Origin of the sequence: Brevibacillus gelatini (assembly GCF_003710935.1) — a bacterium.
In the GTDB taxonomy this organism is placed as follows: Bacteria; Bacillota; Bacilli; order Brevibacillales; family Brevibacillaceae; genus Brevibacillus; species Brevibacillus gelatini.
Genome location: NZ_RHHS01000015.1, coordinates 270,399 through 294,755 on the forward strand (window position 1 = coordinate 270,399; position 24,357 = coordinate 294,755).

Genomic DNA, 24,357 nt, shown 5'->3' on the forward strand with positions numbered 1-24,357 from the left:
TATAATGGAGGGATGATACTTCGTTCGGAGGACCAGAGCACATGTTGCAGAGAGAGTTGACACGGGAACAGGCGATAGCGGCTGGAGAGCAAGTCCTGCAAGGGATGGAGAGTACGATCATCGAACGCGGCTATTCGTACTTTTCGAGTGGAGTTGTTTTCAATACGCGCGTCGAAAACAACCGCTTCCTGTACAGTGATGTGCAAGGGACCCAGGTGTACCACGTCCGCCTCGATCTGGAGAATGTGCAAAACAGCACCTGTACCTGTCCGTATACCCGTCTTTGCAAGCATATCGCCGCCACTTTTTTTCAGATGTACAGCGTCTTTGAAAACCCGCGCCACTTTTTAGCCCGAGCGCAAAAGCCGCGCCGGGTGAACTTCTCTTCTGCCATGCTCATGCCGCGCTATCGTCCGGTAGCAAGCGAAGGGCACGGGAACGAGACGGCCCCTGTTTCCTCCCCGTTGACGGCAACCAGCTCCGTCCACGACTGGTGGACATTTTTCGAAAGCTGGACGCGCAATTTGCTATCCGCGATGGAATCGTACCGCGCTTCCTCCGAGATATTTTCCAGCTATCAAAACGTCCTGTCCGTCGCCTGGGGCTGGCCGCGGGAACGGGCCCAGTTGTTCCACATCCACGCCAATCTGTTTCATCTGCAAAAATTGCAGCAATACGTCAAAAGCTACCGCCAGTCCTGCTGGTATCCCGATTTGGCGAAAACGGCGGAACAACTGCTGGAGCAACTGGAGGGAGCGATCTACTTTGCTGATCGCCAGGCATTGCGGGCCGATCATCGTCCGGCGCTGGCCGAGACGGTGACGATCATGCAGAAATGGAAGGAAAACGACACTTCCTCCCTCTACTGGGTGTACGCCTACCGCATGTTGTGGTGGTCGCTGCTCACCGATCCGGATTGGGTCAAGCAAGAGGTGGAGACACTGGAGCAGGCAATGCAAACACCGAATGCTCCTGCTGCCGAGATTGAAAAATATCGGCTGCTGCGCGCCCACTTTTCTGTCATGGAAAACGAGGACGCGCTCGCCCTGCAAGTGTGGAAGCAGATTGGCTGCCTGCCATTGGCTTTTTACTTGCCGTACCTAAAAGCTTTCGCCCGCAACCAGGAATGGCAGCGCTTTCTCAACTGGACGGAGGCCCTGACCGATTTGATCGGATCGGCGGAAGACCAGCAATATCGCCTGATAATTGCCATCTGGCAAGAAGCGATGAAACAGGTCGGCCGCTCCGACGAGTGTGGACACATGTTAAAAAACTTCCTGCCGGGCAGCTTTTCCGAGTATGCGCTGCATTTGTACGAGGCAAAGCAGTTCAAACCATGGATCGATTTGCACATGTCCTATCAGGTGCCGCTTGCCGATGTTTCCTCCGTGCACCTGAAAGAAATCGAGGAAGCCGCGCCGTCCCTGTTGTATCCGTACTATATCCGCGAAATCAACCGCCTGATCCGCGAGCGCAACCGCACCGCCTATAAAGAGGCGATCAAGCTGTTGAAAAAAGTGCGCGCAATTTTCGCCAAAGCGAAGCAGGAGTCCGACTGGGAGCGCTTCGTGGACAAACTGTCCGCCAAGCACAACCGCCTGCGGGCTTTTCAGGAGGAGCTAAGGAGAGGAAATCTGTACCTATGAACACTGTTACAACCATGGTGCTATCAGCAGAGCTTCGCTCAGACGGTCGATTCCTCATTGCGGGAACGAACCCGAGCGGACATGCAATCGATCCGGAAGAGCTTGCCGCCGTGCTTTTTGCCTGGGATGAAGCCTCCAGCTACGGCACGTTCGTGGAAAAAAACGAGCAAGGATTGCTGCTCGGCCCGACAGAGGCGCTGTCGTTTTTCACCGCGCCGCCATGGCTGTTGCACCGGAATTACTCGGTTGACAGACGTTTTTCCGAATACCGGGACACCGCCGTTTTCCTGCAAAACACGCTGGCCGCAGGTGCGATCATCCCGGACTTTGCCGAGTGGAAGCAAGGGCGGTTTGGCTGGAGGGCGGAGCATGCGCCCGCCTGGTTTTCCCCCTGCGGCAACAAGTGGCTGTCGCACGTGCTGGAGGAAGCCGTCCACGCTCCCGGTGAGATCGGCCGCGCCTGGGATCAGCTCACCGCACAGTTTCCGGCGCTGCACGTCATGGGTGACGAGCTGTCTGTCCATTTGCAGGAGACAGAATGGCTGCAATCGATTGGCTGGCTTCCGGATGTGACGCCGTTTCGCACTTGCTTGCAAATTGTCGAGCCCGTGCACGATGCTGGCGAATGGCAGCTCCAGGTTTATTTGCAGGATCGGGAAGAACCGGATCGGCTGTTTGTAATCGAGCCGCATCAGCTCGGCGCACAAGACGGGCACACCGCGCGAATCCCGGTGGCATGGAAGGAGCACTGGCGACGTTTTCAAAGCGACCTGGCCAAATGCCGCAGCATTTTTCCCAGGCAACAAGCATCCGGCGCTGATGCACCTGGCGCGCTGCGCACCCGGCTGACCAACGAGGAAGCCTGGATTTTTCTTGCGTCCTGCAGCTTGCAGCTCGTTCAGTCGGGCATTCACGTCTTTTTGCCGGCGTGGTGGGAGCAAGTTCGCAAAGTCAGACCAAAGCTCAAGGCGAAGCTCTCCCCTAACGCCGGTGCGAGCAGACAGTCTTTTTTGGGCATCTCGCAGGTCATGGACTTTGAATGGAAGCTCGCGCTCGGCCCTGTCGAGCTCGACGAGAAAGAGTTTGCGGAGCTGGTTCGGCAAAAGCAGCGGCTGCTAAAAATCAGGGGGCATTGGGTACAGCTCACTCCTGCCCTGTTCGCTGAACTGCAGGAAGCGTTGAAAAAGACAAACGCAAAAAATGGCTTGACCTTGCGCGACGTCATGACCATGCACTTGATCGCAAATGTCGAGGGCGAAGAGCAGGATGGCGTCGACGATCCCGATGAGCCTTACCCGCTGACCGTGGAAGTCCAGCTCAACGCGCATTTGCAGGAGTTGATGCACCGCCTGCAGGAAACCAGAAAAATCCCGATTTTGCCGCAGCCGGACAGTTTTTGCGGCACGCTGCGCAAATACCAGCTCGAAGGAAGCTCGTGGCTGCTGTTTTTGCGCCAGTTCGGTCTGGGAGCGTGTCTCGCCGATGACATGGGCCTTGGGAAAACCGTGCAGTTTATCACCTATTTGCTGCATGTCAAAGCAGCGGAAACCGCTCAGCCGCCTTCGCTGCTCATCTGTCCGACCTCAGTCATCGGCAACTGGCAAAAGGAGCTGCAACGGTTCGCGCCTTCCTTGAAGGTGTTCATCCACTACGGAAACGCGCGGCCAAAAAAAGCAGACTTTGCCGCTGCCATCGCGGGCGTGGATCTGGTCATTACGTCCTATGCACTCTCCCACCTCGATGTTCAGGAGCTGTCCTCCATCACCTGGAATACGGTTTGTCTGGACGAGGCACAAAACATTAAAAACGCCTATACAAAGCAGGCGTCTGCCGTCCGGGACTTGAAGGCATGGCACCGGATCGCGCTCACCGGAACACCGATTGAAAACCGTCTGAGCGAGCTTTGGTCGATCTTTGATTTCCTCAACCCCGGCTATTTGGGCAGTCTCGGTGAATTTACCCAGCGCTTTGTCCAGCCGATTGAGCGCGACCGCGACCAGACACTGATCCAGACGGTGCAGCGGCTCATCCAGCCGTTCCTGCTGCGCCGCACCAAGACAGACCCGGCGATTCAACTGGACTTGCCGGAGAAAAACGAAAGCAAGGTGTACGTGCCGTTGACCCCGGAGCAAAGCGCTCTCTATGAAACCGCGATCCAGGACATGTTTGCCCGGATGGAAAACGTCTCCGCCATGGAACGGCGCGGCCTCATTCTGACGACATTGACGCGGCTCAAGCAGCTTTGCGACCATCCGGCGCTGATCCTGAACGAGATCACGACGGCGGATGAAGCAAGCCGCTCCCACAAGCTGGAGCGATTGCTGGAGCTGGTCGAGGAAATTCGGCACAAAAAGGAACGCTGCCTGATCTTTACGCAATACATTGAAATGGGCAACCTGCTCCAGCGCGTGTTGACGCGTGAAGGCTACGGCCCTGTTTACTTTTTGAACGGCGCCACCAAAAAAGAAAAACGGGACGAGATGATCGCCCGTTTTCAGGATGCCTCCCTCCCGGATGAGGAACGCGGCGCTATTTTCATTCTGTCCCTGCGCGCAGGCGGCACAGGCTTGAACCTGACGGAAGCGAACCACGTCATTCACGTCGACCGCTGGTGGAACCCCGCCGTGGAAAACCAGGCAACCGACCGGGCGTACCGCATCGGCCAGCGGCGGAATGTCCAGGTGTACAAATTCATTTCGCTCGGGACCATCGAGGAACGGATTGACGAAATGATGGAGCGCAAACTCTCGCTCAGCCAGCAGATTGTCGGCAGCGGGGAAAGCTGGATCACCGAGTTGTCGACGGCTGAACTTCGCGAGCTGTTCGCCCTGCGCCATGACTGGAACCATACGAAAGGATAGTGTCAGATGGAGTCTGTAAAAGAAACTACCCCCTCTTCTCCCCAAGCCAGAGAACACGAGAGAAAAGACCTGCCCGAAGCGTGGAAACGCTTTTTACAGGCAGTCCAAAGCCAGTTCTCCGGGCAAAAGCCGCCATCTGCCAAATAAACCACGCCAAAAAGTCCGATCCGCCTCGCCAGCCGATCGGACTTTTTGGCGTGGTTGCCGCCGCAGCAGCTGTTGACCACCATTCGACCTGTTGACATGACCTGGCTCGCTCATGTTTTTCTGCGTTTGTAAGCGCGCGCAAGCCGTTTGATATTGCGGTAGGCCGTTTTGTCCTTCAAGCGCAGAAACAGCGCATGCGAAGGCACTTCGTGGTTGACTTCGATCAGGTAGATGCGGCCCGAGCGGTCGACGGCGAAGTCGATTCCCAACTGCGAACGGCGCTTGAACCGGCCGAAATAGGCACTGACCGCATAGCCAAGCTGGACGAGCCGCTTCTTGACCTGTGCAATTTGCTGTTTGGACAAACTCGGGGCCAAAGCCGTTCCCACTTTTAGCGCATAGCCGCCGCCCCGCCGTACATTCGTGATAATGCTCCCTTTTCCGGCGACCTTTGCCAGCATTCCGGCAAACTCCCATTTGCCCGCGCCGTTGCGCATCATCATGACGCGAATGTCAAAGCGCCTGCCCCGCACCTTGGCGAGCGGGATCGTTTTCTGGATAATGTGCCGGGTGCTGCCGCTTTTTTGGCGAATCTTTTTGTACAGCCGATCAAGCGAGCTTGCGTACCTCTTTTTGCCTTTTTCCTTGACAAACGTGTAGCGTCCTTTTTCCTTCCACGCTTTGATGACGCCTTTGCCCATGTGCTCCCTGTCCGGCTTGATGAAGACGGAGGAATAGCGGGACATGTAGGCACGCAGTGTCTTGCGGGAAAAAATGGACGTCGGCGGCAAGTAACGCGCAAGCCTTGCCGAGCGGGAATAATACTTGTGCAACGCCCACTTCGATGAGTTGAACGGCATTCGCCAAAACCCCTTTCTGTCTGGGAAAGATCATCGCCTCTTTTGCCAATATACTTTTTTGTCTGAAAAGGGGGCACGGCGAATTTGCCATGGACAGAACAATCGCTTTTTCCATCATCGCCGGGTCGATCCGCTGGTCGGCTTGTACGCCTCCTTTTGCATCGCCGTAAAAATCGGACGTCCGAGCATGCTCTTAGCGGCAACAGGCGCGATGGCTCTGCTGATGATAACGCTTTTGTCGTCATGGTTGCGCCCGTCAAGTTTTTCCTTATGCTATTTTTGTAATAGAACGATCACATTTCTTTATTAGTCAGCGCCAAAAACCAGTGCTAGAATAATCAATATCAAATTTCCTGCTTGTTAACGGCAAAGGTTGTGACAGAAAGATGGATTTTCCATGGAAGCGTAATTTGTTTGTGTTATGGGTCGGCGTCTTTTTCTGCAGCACAGCCTACTCGATCTCCATACCGTTCTTGCCCATCTTCCTCCACACGTCTTTGGGTGTTCACGATCATTTGGAAGCCTGGTCAGGAATCTCGTTTGGCATCTCCTTTTTGGCAAGCGCCCTGATCTCGCCGTACTGGGGCTCGCTCGCGGACAAATACGGGCGGAAACCGATGTTGATCCGCTCCGGTTTTAGCCTGGCTTTGTTGTACTTCCTCACTTACTTTATTACAGACCCTTACCTTTTCCTGGTACTACGCGTGTTTCAAGGGCTGCTCGCTGGCTACGTGCCTGCCGCAATCGCGCTGGTCGCGACAAATACACCGGAAAAAAACGTCGGGTACGCTCTCGGGGTGATGGCAACCGCTGGAGCTACGGGCGGGATTGTCGGGCCGCTCGTCGGCGGAGTAGTCAGTCACCTCTGGGGAAACGCTGAGGCTTTTCTTTTCTCCGGCTGTGTCGTGCTCGTATCCGCGCTGATCGCGACCTTCCTCGTCAAGGAGACGAACATGAACCGTTCCGGCAGCCGCTCCAACGTGCGCGAAGACTTGCGGGCTGCCATCGCCAACCGTTCGCTCATGACGATTCTCGGCCTCAGTCTGATGGTCACGATCTCCGTCATGCTGCTGGAGCCGCTGTTGACCGTCTACGTGCTGCAGCTCGGGGCCTCGCAGCAGGAAGCCTCGCTCAGCGCCGGGATTATTTTCGCTGCCGTCGGGATAGCGACCGTAATCGCCGCCCCGCAATGGGGAAAACTTGGCGGCAAGGTCGGCTACACGAAAATTTTGTTCATCGGCTTGCTGGGCGGTGCTGTCGGCAACCTGCTGCAAGTTTTTTTCACCAACCTGTACGGATTCGGGGTTTTGCGCTTCGCCTACGGTCTGTTTTTCGCTGCGGTCTACCCTTCGATCAACGCGCTGATCGTCAAAGTAACCGAACCCGAGTTTCGCGGCAGAGCCTTCAGTCTGAACCAGTCCGCCAACCAGCTCGCGACGATGCTCGGCCCTGTGCTCGGCGGCGTGCTCGGTGGCGCCATCCCGATCCGCTACGTGTTCATTATCAACGGAATCGCCCTGCTCGCTACCGCCATCCTGATTCGCGCAAAAAAACCGGGCCTGTCCGGGAAGCAACCCCAAAAACAGTCCTCCGATCCACAACTGACTGCGAAATAGCGGGTTGCACGCCCCGACATAAAAACTCCCTTTCGCCTTGTCAGACAACACTTGCCTGACGATGGCAAAAGGGAGTTTTACGTTTGGACGATGCTGCATTTTCCATGATCTCATAGCCGCCGCTTTGATCGACTCCAGGTCACGGTAGACGGTGCGCAGCGATACCTTACTTGTCAAGTAGACTAGACGCCCATACGTCTGCGCTGGTTGTTCGGCTTTTTGGTCAACTGGCTTTTCATCGTCTGATTTTTCGCCTTCTGGTTCACCGGGTTGTTCGCTTTGGCCTGAGCCTGCTTTTTTTCCGCCAATTTGCGTCTGATCGCTTCCTGCAGGCTGATTTTGGGCTTTTCCGCTTGTGTGTCTAGTTCGTTTTGGTTAGGCTCCGTCATGCGTAGCATCTCCTCATAGAAAATGATTCTCTTCTATGTATTCTAGTGCAAGACAGAAGGTTGTGTCAGCAAAAATCTAGCTGTTTTGGGCGCGCAGCTGCATGTATTTGACCCCACTTGCCTGGTACTTCAAAATGTCCGCAAGAAGTTCTGCGAGATAGGCTCCCGCTTCAATCGGCTGCGTCCCGCCGCGATGAATATTCGAAACAACCGTTCGATCTGATTCTACGGTATTCGCGTCCGGTTTGTAGATCATGTACGCACTGAGACTTTCTGCCGTCGCAAGACCCGGTCTTTCCCCGATCAGGGAGAGGACAACTTTGCAGTTCACGATTTTGGCAACCTGATCCTGAATCCATACCCGTCCTTTGTGGATGAACACCGGCTTGCCCACGCTAATGTTGCGCATCGCAAGTCCTTGCAGCAGGGCGGGCAGCAAATCGGGAATCGTCGCTTCACAGGCAGACGTGCTCAGTCCGTCGGAGATAACGATCTGCACGTCCTTGTCTTTGTCGCCGTACTGTTCCAGCCATCTCACGGACTCATCGGACAAAAGCCGCCCCGATTCGAGGTCCATCAAATATTCCTGCATGCTCGTCGCCCGCGAATGCAACTCTGGAAGCTGCAGCTGCTGAAGCCACTCCGGGCTGATCGTTTTCATGACGGCATCCTGTGCCGCCGCCTGGTCGATGCGAAACTGCAAATAGCTGACCGTCTTCATTCTCGTGCCTGCACGGCCAATCCCGATGCGCGCCGGCGTTCTGGCCATTGCCCGCTCCAACGCTTCCGGGTTGTGCGGATTGTCTACGCCGCACACCTTTTGCTCGGGAAAGTGAATCACTTCCCCTGTCTTTTTGGCAAGCTCAGCCATGACCCGCTGGATCAGATCATCCATGTTGATCTGCTTCATCATGTGTGCCCTCCCCCCTCGTTAATCGAACACCGATAAATCGCCCGCCCGCTCTGTCAGCCGTCCGTTTTCCATCAGCCCCATCTTTTCCAGCCATTTCTCAAATTCGCGCAGAGGACGCAGGCCCAGAAGCTCGCGGTAGCTGGCATCATCGTGGTAACTCGTATCCTGATAGCTGAGCATAACGTCGTCGCCGCCGGGCACGCCCATGTAAAAATTCGCTCCGGCGAGCACGGTCAGCATCCCGGCAATTTCCTGGTCGTTCTGGTCTGCGTGCATGTGATTGGTGTAGGTCGGGGCAATTCCCATCGGCAGGCCGTGCAGCTTGCCCATGAACAAATCCTCCAGATCGGCACGGATCATCTGTCTGCCGTCATACAGCGTCTCCGGCCCGATAAACCCGGAGACATTATTGACCATAAACGGTTTCCAGTGGCGGCAAAAGCCGTATGTGCGCGCCTCCAGCGTCTGCATGTCCACGCCCTCGTGCGCGTCCAGCGACACCTCCGAGCCTTGCCCGGTTTCAAAATACATCACGTTCGATCCAGCGGCCGTGCCTTTTCGCAGCATCAGCTCAAGTGCTTCATCCAGCAAATCCTTGGAAACGCCAAACGCGTCATTCGCCCGCTGCGACCCGGCCAGACTCTGGAACATCAAGGAGATCGGCGCGCCGCTGCGCAGTGCCTGCATCTGGGTAGTGATGTGGGCGAGTACACAGTTTTGCGTTGGTATTTCCCATTCCAGCATGAACTCGTAGGTCATTTTCAGCAGTTTGGTAACGCTTTCAACTGAGTCGTTGTTCGGATTGATCCCGATGACAGCATCGCCAGAGCCGTAGGACAGCCCTTCCTTGATCGAGGCGAGAATGCCCTCCGGATCGTCAGTCGGATGGTTCGGCTGGCAGCGAAACGCCAGTCTGCCCGGTTCGCCGATAAGCGTGTTGCAGTACGCCTGGTGCCTCATTTTTTGCGAAGCCATCACCAGGTCGATGCTCGACATCAGCTTGGCTGTTGCCGCAATCATTTCACTGGTCAGCCCGCGGCTGATCCGGGTTAGCTCCGGCATGCCTGTTGAAAAGGACAAAATGTACTCGCGCAGCTCACCGACCGTCCAGTTTTTGATTTCGTTGTAGATCGACAAGTTCAAATCGTCGTAAATGACGCGGGTGACTTCGTCTTTTTCGTACGGAATCACCGGATTTTCGTAGATGTCTTTCAGTTGCAGCTCGCTCAGGACGACTTTGGCCGCCATCCGCTCCAGTGCGGAATTGGCTCCGATTTTACTCATGCGGTCGCCGGACTTCTCTTCGCTCGCTTTCGCCAGTACATCGCGAACGGATGTAAACTGGTAATGCTGTTTCCGGATGACACATGCCAATTTCATCTCGCTTCACTCGCTTTCTTTGGTAGGACTTCTTTCCTCACCGCCTGGCACAATGAGCGCGACATCAAAAAGGCGCTTGAAAAAGGAGACGACACCTCGTCTCATTCAAGCGCCATTGCTTTTGTTGCGATTCACTTTTTTACCGTATTCTGTTTTTCCAATAAAATCGTTTCCACTGCGGGCAGCAGCTCTTCCTCCATGACGGGCTTGACCAGATAGCCGCAGACGCCTTTTGTCTTCGCTTTTTCGATCATGTCTTTTTGGCTGTACGCCGTTAAAAACAAAATCGAGGCATCCGATTGCCCTCTGATAATCCCGGTAGCCGTCAATCCATCCATGACGGGCATTTTCACATCCATGATGATGAGGTGCGGGTCCCAAAGTTGCGTCAGAGAAACGGCTTCTTCGCCGTTTTTCCCGTCAGCCACAACGTTGTAGCCTTCTTCCTGCAACATCTCGACCAGGTCCATTCGCGTGATGGGGTCGTCATCTATAATGATGATTCGAAAACGATGACGCAAAGCTCCACCTCCCATGAAAGAGAATGGAAGTGCCAACTGCTCACCAAAAATGTCAAGCCTGCAACCGACGCCGTTGTCGGCTTTCTTGCAGCTGTTTGAATACTTTTATTATATCCATTATTTTGCGGCTTTTCCAGCCTGAATCCTGTCCGCTGCTTGCTCCGTTATTTTTTCCCGCAAGTCCGTGACCAGCTCGTGCATCGTGATGCTCTGCAAAATCGCTTCCATCGCATGCTGCGCACGATGCAAAACCAGCTCCAGAACGGACTGAATATTCGCTCCGACCGGACAGTCAGGATTCGGCTGCTCGTGAATATGAAAGAGCTGGCCTTCCTCCACGACCTCGACAGCGCGGTATACGTCGAGCAGTGTGATTTGCTCCAGCTCTTTGGCAAGCGTTGCGCCGCCCGCTCCGGCCCGGACGTGCACCAGTCCCGCTTTTTTCAGTTGGCCAAGCACCCGGCGGATAATGACCGGATTCGTGTTTACGCTGCCGGCAATCCATTCCGATGTATGGTGGGCATTGGCATCAATCGAAAGCAGGGATAAAATATGCACCGCAATCGAAAAACGGCTGCTGATTTTCATGGCGTTCACCCTTTCGTTGTGATGATTATAGTTACAACTACTTTGCGAAGTCAAGCTACGTCCCCTCATCTATCGCTGCATGTCCGGCGTTCGGCTGCTGTTTGGCTATTCCCGCAAGCCCCCATGCAAAAACTTCCGTCTCCCAAAAAGGTAAAGCCCGCTTCCATGCCGAAGTAGGCTATATACCTTAGAATGTTTGAGAAAGGATGACAAAACAAATGGACTGCATTTTTTGCAAAATCGTAAACGGGGATATTCCTTCCAAAAAAGTATACGAGGACGAGCATGTGCTGGCTTTTCACGACATTAACCCTGTCGCCCCCGTACATGTCCTGATGATCCCGAAAAAGCATATCCAGTCGGTCATGGCAATCGAGCCTGAGGACAAGGAGTTGATCGGCTACCTGCACCTGGCCTTGCAAAAGGTAGCCGAAATCATGGAAGTGAAAGACGAAGGCTTCCGCGTCGTGACCAACATCGGTCAGCACGGGCAGCAAACCGTTTTCCACCTGCACTATCACCTGATTGGCGGCAGACAGTTGGAGTGGAAGTTCTAGCGCTAGAAAAAACCTAAACGTTTTCTTGTGAGACGATGTGGCGGGCAATTCTTTCGCCGTGAAATCTGCCGTTTTCGATGAAGATGGCATTGGCGTGGTGGCCCGCCGCAATCACTCCCGCAATGTAGAGGCCGGGAATGTTCGTCTCCATCGTTTCCGGATCATGCACCGGAACCCCCGATTCCTCGTCCGTGTGCACCCCGAGCGAATGCAGGAACGTCCGGTCAGGGCGATAGCCGATCAGGGCGAAGACGTGGTCGTTTTCCAATGTAATCTGCCCCTCCGCTGTGTTGACGTGGATGACGCGCTCTTCAATCGAAGCGACAGTGGCTCCGAAGAACATCTGGATGCGCCCTTTTTTGACCAGGCTCTCGAAGACAGGCCGGGTCCACGCCTTCACCTTATCGGACAGCTCGGTTCTGCGGCAAATAACCGTCACCTGCGCTCCTGCGCGTTCCAGCTCCATTGCCGCATCGACAGCAGAGTTGTTGCCGCCCACGATGGCGACCTTCAAGCCGGCATACGGGTGTGCTTCCTTGTAAAAGGATGAAACTTTCGGCAAGTCCTCGCCCGGCACGTTCAAGCGGTTCGGATTGTCAAAGTAGCCGGTGGCAATGACCAGCTTCCGCGTCTGATACAGATGTGTCTGGGAAAAGCGGTCTGTCGTCGCAACCTGAAAGCCTTCCTCTGTCTTTTTCGCTTCGGTGACTGTCTCGTATACATGAACCCGCAGCTTTTCTCGGGAAGCTACCAGCCGATAGTAATTGAGCGCTTCCTGTCTCGTCGGCTTTTCGTTGGCAGTGGCAAAAGGAATGCCGCCAATCTCCAGCAAATCCGGTGTGCTGTGGAACACCATGTACGTCGGATAGCGATATATCGAATGCACGAGTGATCCTTTTTCGATGATAAGCGGATGGAGCCCTGCTCTTTTGCAGGCAATCGCTGCCGCCAGTCCACAAGGACCTCCGCCGATAATCAGTACGTCTTCCATTTCTCTTCCGCCTCGCTTTTTGTTTCTGTTGCGTTTCAATTTTATCATACCATATCGGAATTCCCCCTAAATCATTTTTCATCGCTCCTCCCCCACGATTACCAAAAAATGAGCAATGAAAGATTGGTTCTGTCTCCTTATACTGGATGTATGATGAAAAAACAAAACATACATATTTGGTTGGTTTCTCTGGCATTTCTGACATACTGCCTGACGCTGGCCGTCGGGGTTCCGGCGTCTACGGCATCCACGAACAGTCTGAAGGATATTGCCAACAGCTACGCCAAAGAGCAAATTCGCTCCTTGCACGAGGCTGGCGTGATCGCAGGGGATGAAAACGGCTACTTCCATCCGACGCGACCAGTCACGCGCGCCGAGTTTGTCGCGATGCTCACGCGGACGCTTGGCATCCAGCCAGTGACAGGCCAAATCGCAGCTTACGCCGATGTCCCGAAACATTCGTGGGCGTACGGGTCTGTCCAGGCAGCAGCTTCGCTTGGCATTGCCAACGGGATCAGTGCCACGGCGTTTGGGCCGCAGCGCACAATTTCCCGCGAGGAAGCCGCCGCGTTTCTGGTGCGCGCCCTGGGGCAAGACGCTTCGGCACAAACGACTGTCGCTGTGACAGATGCCGCTTCCATCTCCAACTGGGCAAAAGCTTCGGTAGCCAAAGCGATCCAGAAAAAATGGCTCGTCGGCTACCAAGGCAGCTTCCGCCCGCAAGCAGCGCTGTCGCGGGAAGAGACGGCTGTCATTTTGCAGCGCATTTTGGATGAGCTGAAAACAAAAAGCGCTGCCGACAAGCCGCTCGTTTCGCTCGGCTGGCAATACCAGGCCACGACGGACGAGTTTATCGCGCAGGTCAAGAAAAGCGGCGTCAACACGCTGTCGCCGCGCTGGTACTTCCTGCAAAAAGACGGCACGGTCAGCGACTTTTCCGACGCCGCCCTGATCCACTGGGCACATGCAAACGGCAAGCAGGTCTGGCCCCTGTTCGGAAACCGCTTCGACTCCGCTGCCACCCATGCCGCGCTCTCGAATGCGGACAAGCGGAAGGCCATCGTCGCGAAGCTGTCCGACTACGTGGACAAGTATCAGTTGGACGGGATCAACGTCGATTTTGAAGCATTTTCCCCGACAGATCGCAACAACTTCACCCTGTTCATCCAGGAGCTGTCGGCGGCGCTGCACGCAAAAGGCGCTGTCGTCTCCGTCGATATTCCACCCGATACCAAAACGGATTGGAGTGAACCTTACGATTTTGCCAAACTGGCAAAATATGCGGACTATTTGGTCGTCATGGCCTATGAGGAACATTGGGTGGGTGGCCCGAATGCAGGCTCAGTAGCCTCGCTGCCATGGCTGAAAAAAGTGATTGCCGACCTTTTGGACAAGATGCCGGCACAGAAGCTGATTGTCGGCCAGCCGCTCTATACACGCGACTGGTACCAGGCAAAAGGCAGCCTGCAATCGACTGACCTTACGATACCAGCCTCCTACCAGTTGCTCTCCCAGTACAGGGCAAGCACCGTCTGGGATGGGAGCATTGGACAATACCGCTCGACCTACCAGAAGCAAGGTGTAACCCACACGATCTGGCTGGAAGAAAGCCGCTCCATGGGCCTCAAGGTTCAGGCGAGTTTGCAGTGGCAGATCGCGGGACTGGCGTATTGGTACGTCGGCTCCGAGTCTACCGACATGTGGACCGCAATCGCCAACGCGATCAAGCTCAAGCAGGTGCGCTCCAAACTGTCCTGAACGATTGCTGCCGGAACGGATACAAAATGGAACGAAACGCCTCCGCTGTCCATAGACGCTGCGGAGGCGTTTTTTTTAGTCTGGCTGTACTCGCGAAAATGACTTCCAAACCGCGCTGCACACCAAATGCAAACGCCAAATCCCCCCTGTCCCTCCGGAAGAAAGTAGGCTTTTGCCTAGCGCAATTTTCGTTCCATATACATAGCGCCGTCGAGCGGATTGAAGATGTACGGCTCGATTTCATAAAAGCCGAAAGCGCGGTACAATGCCTGGGCGCTCGTCATCGTTGCCAGCGTATCGAGCCGCATGTAGTCGTAGGAAAGCTGCTCCGCTTTTTCAATAATCATCTGAACCAGCGTTTTCCCGATCTTCAACCCGCGATACCGATCCCGGACGTACAGCCGCTTCATCTCGCAAATCCGCTCGGCGCTTTTGCGAACGGCAATGCAGCCAGCCGCCTCCCCGTCCACGAGAGCGAGGAGCAGAGCGCCATCGGGTGCTGCGTACTTGCCGGGCAGTGCCTTGCACTCTTCCTCAAAATCCTGAAAGCCAAGGTCGAGGCCGAGCGATTCCGTATATTCGCGAAACAGCTGCTTGACTGCCTCCAGCTCTTCCCTGTTTTCTTCTGTCAAAAAGCGATACTCCACCATGCTTCTTCACCCTTTCCTCTCTGTCTTGTCGTGTTGCTCTTTTTTGATGTTGTGAACGATGTACGTCAGCAAATCGTCGCCTTGCCACATGGAATCCAGCGTTTCGTTGCCCAGCTTGGCGCTCACGACCTTGAGCATCATGTCGTGGCGAATGTATTCCTTTGCCAGCAAAACCAGCATCGGGTCAGTGGTCTGGATGGCCTGCGGCACCTGCCCGTCCATAAAGCTGCCGATCAGCACCTGTTTGTCGTCCGATATGACAATCGTCAGCCTTTGGCCCATCCGCTGCCGTTCTATCGAGGACGAGTTCTGGCGGTGATAGAAGGCGTGTCCAAAAGAACTCGTTTCCTGATCGGCAAACAGGAGCGAAAACATGGTGACACCCTGGGCAGCCGCTGCCTCGGCAGCGTCGCGCAATTCGTCCAGTTCCTCATCCCACGCTGACAGCCACACCTCTTTTTTTGCCGAACGCAGCAAGCTCTGCATGGCAGCCAGGATGTTTGCCCGCTCCTCCATATGCTGGATCACATGAACCTCGACCGGCTTTTCCATGGCCGCAAGCTCTTGCTCCAGGTAGTCAATCGTCTCTTCGTGCTGCTTTTTCAGGTTGGCCATCAGCTCCTTGATCGGCACGGGACGATAAGTAGGCGGCTCCGTCCGCAGCTCGACAATCGCCTGCTTGCTCACCAGCTTGGCGATGACGGCATACACCATCGAGCGCGGCACTGCACTTTTTTTGCTGATCTCGTATCCGTTTAGCAGCGGCTCCTTCAGCAGCGTCACGTATACCTTCGCTTCATTTTTGGAAAAACCGATTTGCTCAAACTTGTCCAGTAACGCTTCCATGGCAACTCCCTTTAGTAGTAATAGATATTACAACTATAAAATAACGTGCGCTGCAATGCAATATCGTTTTGCTGCTGGACGACCCGCTGCCGCACCATTGGCCTTTTCATAAAAAAAAACCGCCGCTTTGCCCTTTTTCGCAAAGCGACGGTTTCGTCCCGTTATGGATGCTTTTTGTTTAGCCGACTTGCTGCAGCAACTTTCCCCGCAACTTGGTCAGCATGTCTTCGGTCATTTTGTCCAGATCGTACTCCGCTTTGAAGCCCCATTCGTTCATGGCAGCGGTTGCGTCAATCGAGTTTGGCCAGCTATCCGCAATCGCCTGACGCACCGGGTCTACCTCGTAGGAGAGAGTAAACTCCGGAATGTGCTTGCGAATCGCAGCCGCTACATCTTCTGGCTCGATGCTCATGGCCGTTACGTTGAACGCGTTGCGGTGGATCAGTTTGGAAGGGTCCGCTTCCATCAGGGTGATAATCGCGTTCAAGGCGTCAGGCATGTACATCATGTCCATGTACGTGCCTTTGGCGATGTAGGAAGTATAAGCGCCATCCAGGATCGCCTTGTAGTAGATGTCTACCGCATAGTCCGTCGTTCCCCCGCCCGGAGGAGCCACATAGGAAATCAGGCCGGGAAAACGGACGCCACGGGTGTCTACGCCGAATTTGTGATAGTAGTAATCGCACAGCAGCTCGCCGGACACCTTGTTTACTCCGTACATGGTTGTAGGGCGTTGAATCGTGTCCTGCGGCGTGTTGTCTTTTGGCGTGGAAGGTCCGAAAGCGCCGATGGAGCTTGGCGTGAAAAACTGGCAGTTCAGCTCGCGCGCCACCTCCAGCGCATTGATCAGTCCGCCCATGTTCAGGTTCCAGGCGAGCAGCGGCTTCGCTTCGGCTGTAGCGGACAGCAGCGCGGCAAGGTGCATGATCGTATCTACATTGTGTGCTTTTGCCAGCTCAAACATGCGCTTGTCATCCGTGACATCCAAAATTTCAAACGGCCCGGACTGTACCACTGGGTCGTCTTCTTTTTTGCGGATATCGGTCGCGACAACCTGGTCGGCTCCGTATACTTCGCGCAGTTTCATGATGAGCTCGGAACCGATTTGTCCCAATGCTCCCGTTACCAATATCTTTTTCATGACAGGATCCCCACTTCTTTTCCAACTTTTTCATAGATGCCAAGGGCGCGATCCAGCATTTCCTTGGTGTGGGCGGCAGTCGGCATGTTGCGCACGCGACCGGTTCCTTTTGGCACGGTCGGGAAAACAATTGCCTTGGCGTACACACCTTCTTCGTAGAGGCGTTTGCTGAATTCCTGCGTCTTTTGCTCGTCACCGATGATGCAAGGCGTGATTGGTGTTTCGCTCTCCCCAATATCGAAACCAAGCTCCTTCAGGCCTTTTTTCAGGTAGTTGCCGTTTTCCCACAGCTTGTCGTGCAGTTCAGTGCTGTTTTGCAAAATGTCGATGGCGGTAATGCAAGCCGCCACGTCTGCTGGCGTCAGTGCCGTCGAGAACAGGAACGGTCTGCTGCGCACCTTGAGCCAGTCGATCAGTTCCTTGCGTCCAGCGACGTAACCGCCAACTACGCCAATTGCCTTGGAAAGTGTACCGATCTGGAAGTCGATTTTGTCGGACAAGCCAAAATGCTTGACGGTACCCGCACCTTTTCCAAGCACACCCGAGCCGTGGGCATCGTCGACATAGGTGATGAGGTCAAATTCTTCGGCAACCTCGACGATTTCCGGCAGCTTGGCAATATCGCCGTCCATCGAAAAGACGCCATCGGTGATGACCATCAGCTTTTTATATTTACCGGACTCTTTTGCTTCCTTCGCTTTGGCGCGAAGATCGTCAATATCCGAGTGGTTGAAGCGAATGATTTGCGCACGGGAGAGACGGCAGCCGTCGATAATCGAAGCGTGGTTCAGCTCGTCTGACAAAATTGCATCGTTTTTGTCCATGACAGCAGAGATGGCGGCCATGTTGCAGTTAAAGCCGGACTGATAAGCGATTGCTGCTTCTGTATGTTTGAAGGCAGCAAGTTTTTCTTCCAGCTTCACGTGCAGATCGAGCGTACCGTTGATGGTGCGAACCGCTCCGGCCCCTACCCCGTATTTTTGAGCGGCAGCAATCGCTGCATCCACCAGACGCTGGTCTGTCGCCAGTCCCAGGTAGTTGTTCGAGGACAGGTTAATCAGTTCTTTTCCCGCAATTGTGATGACAGGGCCGTTTGCGCTTTGCAAAGGATCGATGACGTTGTACAAACCTTTGCTCTTCAAATCAGCCAGATTTTCATGTAAAAAGTGCTCCAATGTTTTGCTCGCCAACGAGAATCCCTCCAGCATCCAGCCATCGGGCCTTACACCTGTCCCATCGCGGAAGTAAATTCCACGAAAACAAATGTACACCCTACGCGGACGTATTTTTCTTGTATAAATCCCATGAAATCAACCTTTGTTGCTAACATGGTACCATCATTTGCTTAAAATGTCCATACGACAAAGACATAAATGGTGGCGCTTTCAATAAAAAATGCTTACAGGTTCTCTTTCATAAGTTCTCCTTTTGCCGCGATCTTAGACAAAAACAAGCCACGCCCCTTCTGGTGAGAAACGGAGCGCGGCTCTGGTCTACTTTTTGACTTTTTCCGATTTGAGCATACCTGGCTTGCAGCCCGCCGTGCGGACAAAGCCGTTACCTTGGAACCGATGTGTCATCAACGACTCGACCGGCTGGCCCAGGCGAAAATGCTGATCGACCAACAGTTCCACAGCCTCTGGCGTTACGTTCTGATACCAGATGCCTTCCGGATAGACGATCACGACACAGGCATCCTCACAGCGTCCGTTACAGCGCGTACGGGTTGTATGTACGTAATCGTCCAGCCCAGCCTTCGCAATCGCTTCCCGGATCGCCACAGTGACCTCTTCTCCCCCGCTGCGCATACAGCTTCCGCCATTGCAGAGCAGGACATGGTGGCGTGTCTTGGACAAATCCCATGTAGCCACTCTCCATCCCTCCCAAAAAATCGTAATCGTTACGCTTTATATACCTTCCTACTATACCTGCTCGCTCGCATGACTGTAAATAGCGCAGGCGGCAATTCCCAGATCCATTCCTTTTTGCTAGAATATATGTTCGTACACTACGATTACAAAATGACGGGTGGTAGATCACATGTCCGTAACGAAACAGCGAGATGCCTTGCAACTGCTCCAGACAATCGGATCGTATCCCTGGTATGTAGAAAAATTTATTGACCATAAAAAAACGAAAAAAAGCTCGCCTTCCACCTTGCTTGGCTATTTGCGCGACATCGCCTTTTTCTTTCGCTGGATGATGGCAGAAGGCTTGACTGCGGCGAAAGACATCAAGGACGTGTCCCTCTCCGACCTGAACGAACTGAAAAAGGAGACGGTGGAAAGCTACATCTTATATTTGCAGGAGTCGCACTTATACGAGCGCTCTGCTCTGCTCACCAATCCGACGCGCAGCGCGAAAAAAGAGTACAGCGACCGGACGATCAGCCGAAAAATTTCCAGCTTGAAGTCGTTGTTTCATTATTTGGCTGCGCTGGCCGAGGATGAAAACGGCGACGCGTATTTGCGGCGCAATGTGCTGGCGAAAATCGAGCTGGATGCGACTGAGCTGACGCCGCTGGCCCGCGCTCACGCCATCCGCGCGAAAATTTTGATCGACGAAGAAATTTACCAGTTTGTCGATTTTGTCTACAACGGCTATCTGGCCCACTGTGACACCGAGAAAAAGCGGCAATACCACTTGCAAAACCGCGACCGCGATACCGCCATGATCGCACTGATTCTCTCCGGCGGCTTTCGCGTCTCCGAGATCGTCAGTCTGGACTTGTCCGATATTGTCCTGGAAAAAAACCAGTTAAAAATGGTTCGCAAAGGAAAGAAGGAAGACGCCCCGTTTTTCAGCGACTGGGGGAAAGAGCATCTGAGCCGTTACCTGGCCGTGCGCGACAAATACTGCCCTGCCCCGCAAGAAACAGCGGTTTTCCTCGCCGTATCGCCAACGAAGCCACACGGCCACCGCATTGAGATTCGTTCCGTGCAAAAGCTGGTCAAAAAATACGCGAAAGCGTTCGGGATTCCCGACTTGTCCGTACATAAACTGCGTCACAGCTTCGCCACCCAGTTTTTGCGGCTGAACCCGGACCCGCATCAGCTGCAGGCCCAGCTTGGCCACTCCAAGATCGAAACGACAATGCAGTACGCCCACGTCCTGGAAGACGCGCTGGAAAAAGCGGTCAACCGCACGACCTGACGCCCCTTCAAAAACCGGATAGGACCAATCAGCTCCCGCTTCTTTTGCCAAAGCTGATTGGTCTTTTTGCTTGTGCGAATGTCCATGTTCGCTGGCTCCTACAACCCGGCTGATCTTTGCAGACGGTTGGCAATTTCGATAAAATCTTCGCGCGATACGCCCGGCGCAAACTCCTCCGGCAGCTCATCGAGGTCCGGAACCGGGCCGCCATCGGGAACCCCCTGAATGACTTCGGCCGTCGAGCCATCCGGCAAAGGCCCGCGCCAGATCAAGGCGATATCCTGGTAATCCTGATAGCTGAACGTATACAGCTTGCGGTTCAGTCCCATCGCCATGTACGGACGGGCGGCGTCGAACTGTTCGTTGTCGAGGTCGGGGATGGGCAGCATTTTCGTCAGGTCTACCCCTGTGGCGATTTCCAGCGCTTTGGCGTAGGCGACAATATGCACGCCGCCCCTGACCAGCAGGTAGCCGATCATCGCTCTCGCCGTCGGGTGATCGGTCATCTGGTACACCCTCATCTTGTGCGTCCGCGCTCCGCATTCGAGAAAAAAGTTGTGCAACAGATCGAGGACGAGATTGCCACTGGTGAAAACGTAATCGCCCATCCACGGTTTCCCCATCGAGTCCCCAGGCAGCGCTGTCTGTGCCGAAACAATAAAATGATAGGTGTTGCGCTTGTTCAGGCCGTTCGCCAGCGGCGTCGTATCGGGATCGCCCGGCCGCGTAATGCCTTTCATGCACAGGTTGATCGCATTGGACACCAGCTCGACATGGCCCACTTCTTCTGCCGTAATGCTGGCGACGAGGTCGTAAAACGGCTTCAGCTTGCGTTTGCCGCGAAAATTGAACGATTGGTACAAGTAGTTGTTCAGTGTCGACATTTCGCCAAAACGACCGCCCAACAGTTCCTGGACGGCCGCAGCGGCGTTGGCGTCTCCGTATTCCGGCTCAGGAAGCTCGATAGCCAATCTGTTGATTCTTGTAAACAACGCGATTCCCTCCCCCGTCATACTCCTACCTTTACTGTTTTATGTCGGGGCAAGGTTGTATCATGCCATCAACCCGGCATGACCCAGACGATTTGCTGGGTGCGCACGAAAAACATCGAGCCGCCCACGCGCAAAGCCACGTGATCCGGCATGACATGGACGACGTTGCCGCGAAGATTTCCCTGGGTCGTTTGAATGACGACATCGCGCTGGACCACGCTGAGCAACGTTTGATACAAAAACGGGTCAATCACCGTTGACATCGAAGGGGTGTTCGCCCCTGGCTGGGGTTGTTGGTAAGGATACGCACTCATGACGCTCTGGACTCCTTCCTGTAGTTCCTCACCTTACCTTATATGCAGCGCGAGACGCCTGGGTGAGTGCACAGGCCGTCTCGAATGGCGTCACAGGTCCGTGACCGTTTCGCGCATTGTTTTGTCCCGCGTCGATATGGCGACCTGTTCCCGTCCGACCAGCATGATAGCGCGCATCTCCGTGCATCCTGCGGCTGCTTTTCCCACAAACAAAAACTCCCCTACCAAATCGACAGAAGAGTTCTTCACCAGTTTCGTTTCATGTCTTATTGCTTCAAGGCCGTCCGCTGCTCGCTGCTCTCCTTGGCCTTGACCACAACTTGCTCCTGCTTGGCCTGCTTGAGCGTCTCCTGATCGATGACGTGCAGCTCGGCCATTCTGTCCAGCACAACCTGCATGCGCGCCTGGGCTTTTTCCCAATGCTTTACGGGTGAATACACTTCCGGCGCTTTCGGCAACGAAGCGAGAATCGCGGTTTCGCCCATGGTCAGCGGTGCCTGCCCGCTCGACGCTTTGAGCGTTTTGCCAAAGTAAAACTGGGCCGCTTCCCCGATGCCATAGTGCCCATGCCCGAAGTAGATCACGTTCAGGTACATCTCCAACAGCTCTTTTTTGCTGTAGCGCTGCTCCAATTGCAAGGCAATCGCCATTTCCTTGATTTTTCTGCCAATCGTTTTGTCTTGGGTCAAAAACAGGTTGCGGGCCAACTGCATTGTGATCGTGCTGCCGCCCTGCACGTAGGCTCCCTCCTGCACATCTACCCAGACGGCCCGGGCCAGTCCGTACGGGTCCACCCCGGAATGCTGCATGTAACGGTGGTCCTCAATCGCGACAAACGCTTTCCACACGTAGTCCGGCACCTCATCCAGCCTGACGTACACACCTTGTGCCGGATGCTGCACCGCCGAAAGCTTCCGCTCATCGATCCACAGACTCCCTGCCCAGGTGAGAACAAGCGGTGTCAGAACTGCCGCCACCAGCAAGGCGACGAGTGCGAGGCCCGCTCTTTTTTTCCAGGAAACGCCCCGTTTTTGCGAGCGTTCCCTGGCGACTGCTGCCGTATATGGATTCGCTTTTCCACCTGCCGGAACGGAAAGCTGGTTCATGCTGCATCCCCCCTTGCCTTGCTAGACAACTCTATTGTAGGGAATGCGCCTGCTTTCTCCCATCGAATCTACTTACAGCAAGCTTACAATTTCGTAAGGCTCCTGGCTCTCGCTTATCAGGAGCGGAGCGTCCTGGCTTCCTGCTGGCGCAGCTCGACTCGTCTGATTTTGCCGGAGGTTGTCTTCGGCAGTTCCTGGACAAATTCGATCTTGCGCGGATATTTGTACGGAGCGGTCAACGTTTTCACGTGATCCTGCAGCTCCGAAACAAGTCCATCGGAAGGCGCATGGCCTTTTTTCAAGACGACAAAAGCTTTCACCACATGCCCGCGCTCGGGATCGGGGCTTGCAACGGCGGCACATTCGGCTACGGCCGGATGCTTGACCAGTGCATCCTCCACCTCGAACGGACCGATGGTGTACCCGCCGGAAATGATGATGTCATCCGAGCGGCCCTCGAACCAGATGTAGCCGTCCTCATCCATGCGTCCTTGATCGCCCGTCACGTACCAGTCACCGCGGAATGCTTTTGCCGTGCGCTCGGGATCATCCAGGTAGCCTTTGAACAACGCCACAAGCTTGCGGTCGATCGCGATGTCCCCGACCTTGCCGACAGGCAGCTCGTGGCCCTCTTCGTCAATGATCGCAATGCGCACGACCGGAGATGGCTTGCCCATTGATCCTGGCTTTGGCTCCATGCCTACGAAGGTACCCACCAAAAGGGTGCTTTCCGTCTGTCCGTAACCGTCGCGCACCGTCAACTGGAACTCGCGGCGGAACGTATCGATCACTTCGCGGTTCAGCGGCTCCCCTGCCGAACATGCGGAGCGAAGCGCTTGCAGCTTGTACTGGCCCAGATCGGACACTTTGGCCATCAGTCGGTACTCGGTCGGCGTCGCGCAGAGAACAGAAATCGGGTATTTTTGCAAAATCGCCAAATAGTTTTCGGCGACGAACCGTCCTTTGTACACAAACGCCGTCGCACCCATGCCCAATGTGGAGACGAAGGGACTCCAGATCCATTTGGCCCAGCCAGGACCTGCTGTCGCCCAGACCAGATCGCCTTCGCGCACGTCGAGCCACTGCTTCGCCGCCACCGCCAGATGCGCGAACGGCCAGCCGTGGACGTGCATAACCCCTTTCGGACCGCCTGTCGTCCCGGACGTATAGGACAAAAAGGCCAGTTCATCTGCATCCGTGTCTACTGGCGTAAATTCCTCGGCTTGCCCCTCCATGATGTCCGGCAGAGCTATCCACCCTTCTTTTCCTTCGCCTGTCGTCACGTAGTGCGTCAGACTTGGGCATTTCCCGCGAGTCTGATCGACCTCGTCCATCGCGCCTTCAAAGCTGATGACAGCCTTGACCTTGGCGTGGTTCACCCGGTACTCGATGTCCTTGAAGCGCAGCATTTCCGACCCAGGCAAAATGACCGCGCCCAGCTTCAGCAAAGCGAGATACAGTCCGTACGCGAGTGTCCCGCGGGAGACGAGCACCAGCACCCGGTCCTTCGCCCCAATTCCGACGGAGCCAAGCGCATTCGCGATGCGATTGGAATAGCGACGCAGCTCTTCATAGGTCAGGATCCGTTCGTTTCCTTGCTCGTCCAGCTCCCAGACAGCGCGTCTCTCCGGATTTTTTCTGGCCCATTCATCCACTTGTGCGGCGAAATTGTACTTTGCTGGCATGTTCAATTGCAAGTGAAACACCTCCACGTTTTTTACGTATGTAGAAATAGAAGTTCTGCATTTTCTCAATATTTCCTCTTTATTCTCTATTCTAACAAAAATTTATCCGCGGAGTGTTACAAAAATTGGCAAGGGCTGCACCCGCAACGATTCGCAGCCATCCTGCGTCATACATAACAAAGGCTCTCATGCACAATACACGAGAGCCGGCAGGACGGTTTTTCCGTATTCGGTTTTGGGAAG

At 54.7% G+C, this 24,357-nt stretch carries 23 protein-coding genes; 6 read left to right on the top strand and 17 right to left on the bottom strand.

The genetic code is table 11. The features are described 5' to 3' along the window. Positions 1-41: 41 nt before the first annotated feature. A complete protein-coding gene (locus EDM57_RS06205; protein WP_122903901.1) occupies positions 42-1,646 on the top strand; it encodes an SWIM zinc finger family protein in 1,605 nt (534 codons plus the stop codon). Beyond that, a complete protein-coding gene (locus tag EDM57_RS06210) occupies positions 1,643-4,507 on the top strand; it encodes a DEAD/DEAH box helicase (RefSeq protein WP_122903902.1) in 2,865 nt (954 codons plus the stop codon). Before EDM57_RS06205 ends, EDM57_RS06210 begins: the two co-directional genes overlap by 4 nt. 257 nt (positions 4,508-4,764) lie before the next feature. Here the strand turns inward: EDM57_RS06210 and EDM57_RS06215 are convergent, their stop codons facing one another. Next, on the bottom strand, positions 4,765-5,514 hold the full coding sequence (locus tag EDM57_RS06215) for a YheC/YheD family protein (protein ID WP_122903903.1): 750 nt from the start codon (positions 5,512-5,514) through the stop codon (positions 4,765-4,767). Positions 5,515-5,900: 386 nt separating this feature from the next. Here EDM57_RS06215 and EDM57_RS06220 point away from each other — a divergent pair, with 386 nt between their 5' ends. Continuing rightward, a complete protein-coding gene (locus EDM57_RS06220; protein ID WP_122903904.1) occupies positions 5,901-7,130 on the top strand; it encodes an MFS transporter in 1,230 nt (409 codons plus the stop codon). Between the two features lie 182 nt (positions 7,131-7,312). On the opposite strand, the gene EDM57_RS06225 is transcribed toward EDM57_RS06220, so the two are convergent. The 5 genes from EDM57_RS06225 to EDM57_RS06245 form a co-directional block, all read right to left on the bottom strand. Continuing rightward, a complete protein-coding gene (locus EDM57_RS06225; protein ID WP_122903905.1) occupies positions 7,313-7,519 on the bottom strand; it encodes a hypothetical protein in 207 nt (68 codons plus the stop codon). 76 nt (positions 7,520-7,595) lie between these two features. Continuing rightward, entirely contained in the window at positions 7,596-8,429 is an 834-nt protein-coding gene (gene eutC / locus EDM57_RS06230) for an ethanolamine ammonia-lyase subunit EutC (protein WP_122903906.1), read from the bottom strand. A gap of 21 nt (positions 8,430-8,450) precedes the next feature. Further along, positions 8,451-9,812, bottom strand: a complete 1,362-nt coding sequence (locus tag EDM57_RS06235; protein ID WP_122903907.1) for an ethanolamine ammonia-lyase subunit EutB — start codon at positions 9,810-9,812, stop codon at positions 8,451-8,453. Between the two features lie 131 nt (positions 9,813-9,943). Further along, the gene (locus EDM57_RS06240; protein ID WP_122903908.1) at positions 9,944-10,333 is read right to left on the bottom strand and encodes a response regulator; all 390 of its coding nucleotides are present in this window, start codon (positions 10,331-10,333) and stop codon (positions 9,944-9,946) included. Between the two features lie 117 nt (positions 10,334-10,450). After that, positions 10,451-10,921 (bottom strand): Rrf2 family transcriptional regulator, encoded by a 471-nt coding sequence (locus tag EDM57_RS06245; RefSeq protein ID WP_122903909.1) that lies wholly within the window; start codon positions 10,919-10,921, stop codon positions 10,451-10,453. A gap of 218 nt (positions 10,922-11,139) precedes the next feature. On the opposite strand from EDM57_RS06245, the gene EDM57_RS06250 reads away from it, so the two are divergent. Next, entirely contained in the window at positions 11,140-11,478 is a 339-nt protein-coding gene (locus EDM57_RS06250) for a histidine triad nucleotide-binding protein (RefSeq protein WP_122903910.1), read from the top strand. A 13-nt stretch (positions 11,479-11,491) separates the two neighbouring features. On the opposite strand, the gene EDM57_RS06255 is transcribed toward EDM57_RS06250, so the two are convergent. Continuing rightward, entirely contained in the window at positions 11,492-12,469 is a 978-nt protein-coding gene (locus EDM57_RS06255; protein ID WP_122903933.1) for a YpdA family putative bacillithiol disulfide reductase, read from the bottom strand. Positions 12,470-12,622: 153 nt separating this feature from the next. Here EDM57_RS06255 and EDM57_RS06260 point away from each other — a divergent pair, with 153 nt between their 5' ends. Beyond that, the gene (locus EDM57_RS06260; protein ID WP_246005754.1) at positions 12,623-14,227 is read left to right on the top strand and encodes an S-layer homology domain-containing protein; all 1,605 of its coding nucleotides are present in this window, start codon (positions 12,623-12,625) and stop codon (positions 14,225-14,227) included. A gap of 176 nt (positions 14,228-14,403) precedes the next feature. On the opposite strand, the gene EDM57_RS06265 is transcribed toward EDM57_RS06260, so the two are convergent. From EDM57_RS06265 to EDM57_RS06285, 5 genes are all read right to left on the bottom strand, one after another. After that, on the bottom strand, positions 14,404-14,877 hold the full coding sequence (locus EDM57_RS06265; RefSeq protein WP_122903912.1) for a GNAT family N-acetyltransferase: 474 nt from the start codon (positions 14,875-14,877) through the stop codon (positions 14,404-14,406). A gap of 6 nt (positions 14,878-14,883) precedes the next feature. Continuing rightward, positions 14,884-15,723, bottom strand: coding sequence for a TrmB family transcriptional regulator (locus tag EDM57_RS06270; protein WP_122903913.1), 840 nt, complete (start codon positions 15,721-15,723; stop codon positions 14,884-14,886). Positions 15,724-15,901: 178 nt separating this feature from the next. Then, the gene (locus EDM57_RS06275; protein WP_122903914.1) at positions 15,902-16,864 is read right to left on the bottom strand and encodes an L-threonine 3-dehydrogenase; all 963 of its coding nucleotides are present in this window, start codon (positions 16,862-16,864) and stop codon (positions 15,902-15,904) included. Beyond that, a complete protein-coding gene (locus EDM57_RS06280; RefSeq protein WP_122903915.1) occupies positions 16,861-18,054 on the bottom strand; it encodes a glycine C-acetyltransferase in 1,194 nt (397 codons plus the stop codon). Before EDM57_RS06280 ends, EDM57_RS06275 begins: the two co-directional genes overlap by 4 nt. A 303-nt stretch (positions 18,055-18,357) precedes the next feature. Next, entirely contained in the window at positions 18,358-18,735 is a 378-nt protein-coding gene (locus tag EDM57_RS06285; protein WP_122903916.1) for a (2Fe-2S) ferredoxin domain-containing protein, read from the bottom strand. Positions 18,736-18,904: 169 nt separating this feature from the next. Here EDM57_RS06285 and xerS point away from each other — a divergent pair, with 169 nt between their 5' ends. Next, positions 18,905-20,017, top strand: a complete 1,113-nt coding sequence (gene xerS, locus EDM57_RS06290) for a tyrosine recombinase XerS (protein ID WP_122903917.1) — start codon at positions 18,905-18,907, stop codon at positions 20,015-20,017. A gap of 98 nt (positions 20,018-20,115) precedes the next feature. Here xerS and EDM57_RS06295 read toward each other — a convergent pair whose 3' ends face one another. The 5 genes from EDM57_RS06295 to EDM57_RS06310 form a co-directional block, all read right to left on the bottom strand. After that, positions 20,116-21,009, bottom strand: coding sequence for a manganese catalase family protein (locus EDM57_RS06295; protein WP_122903934.1), 894 nt, complete (start codon positions 21,007-21,009; stop codon positions 20,116-20,118). 68 nt (positions 21,010-21,077) lie between these two features. Then, positions 21,078-21,323: a YuzF family protein gene (locus EDM57_RS06300; protein WP_122903918.1), complete on the bottom strand. Its 246-nt coding sequence runs from the start codon at positions 21,321-21,323 to the stop codon at positions 21,078-21,080. Between the two features lie 90 nt (positions 21,324-21,413). Further along, a complete protein-coding gene (locus EDM57_RS23225) occupies positions 21,414-21,572 on the bottom strand; it encodes a hypothetical protein (protein ID WP_170163404.1) in 159 nt (52 codons plus the stop codon). 17 nt (positions 21,573-21,589) lie between these two features. Further along, positions 21,590-22,429 carry a transglycosylase domain-containing protein gene (locus EDM57_RS06305; RefSeq protein ID WP_122903919.1) on the bottom strand — a complete coding sequence of 280 codons (840 nt, stop codon included), beginning with the start codon at positions 22,427-22,429 and terminating at the stop codon, positions 21,590-21,592. A 116-nt stretch (positions 22,430-22,545) separates the two neighbouring features. Further along, positions 22,546-24,126, bottom strand: coding sequence for an acetate--CoA ligase (locus EDM57_RS06310; RefSeq protein WP_122903920.1), 1,581 nt, complete (start codon positions 24,124-24,126; stop codon positions 22,546-22,548). Positions 24,127-24,357: the final 231 nt, after the last annotated feature.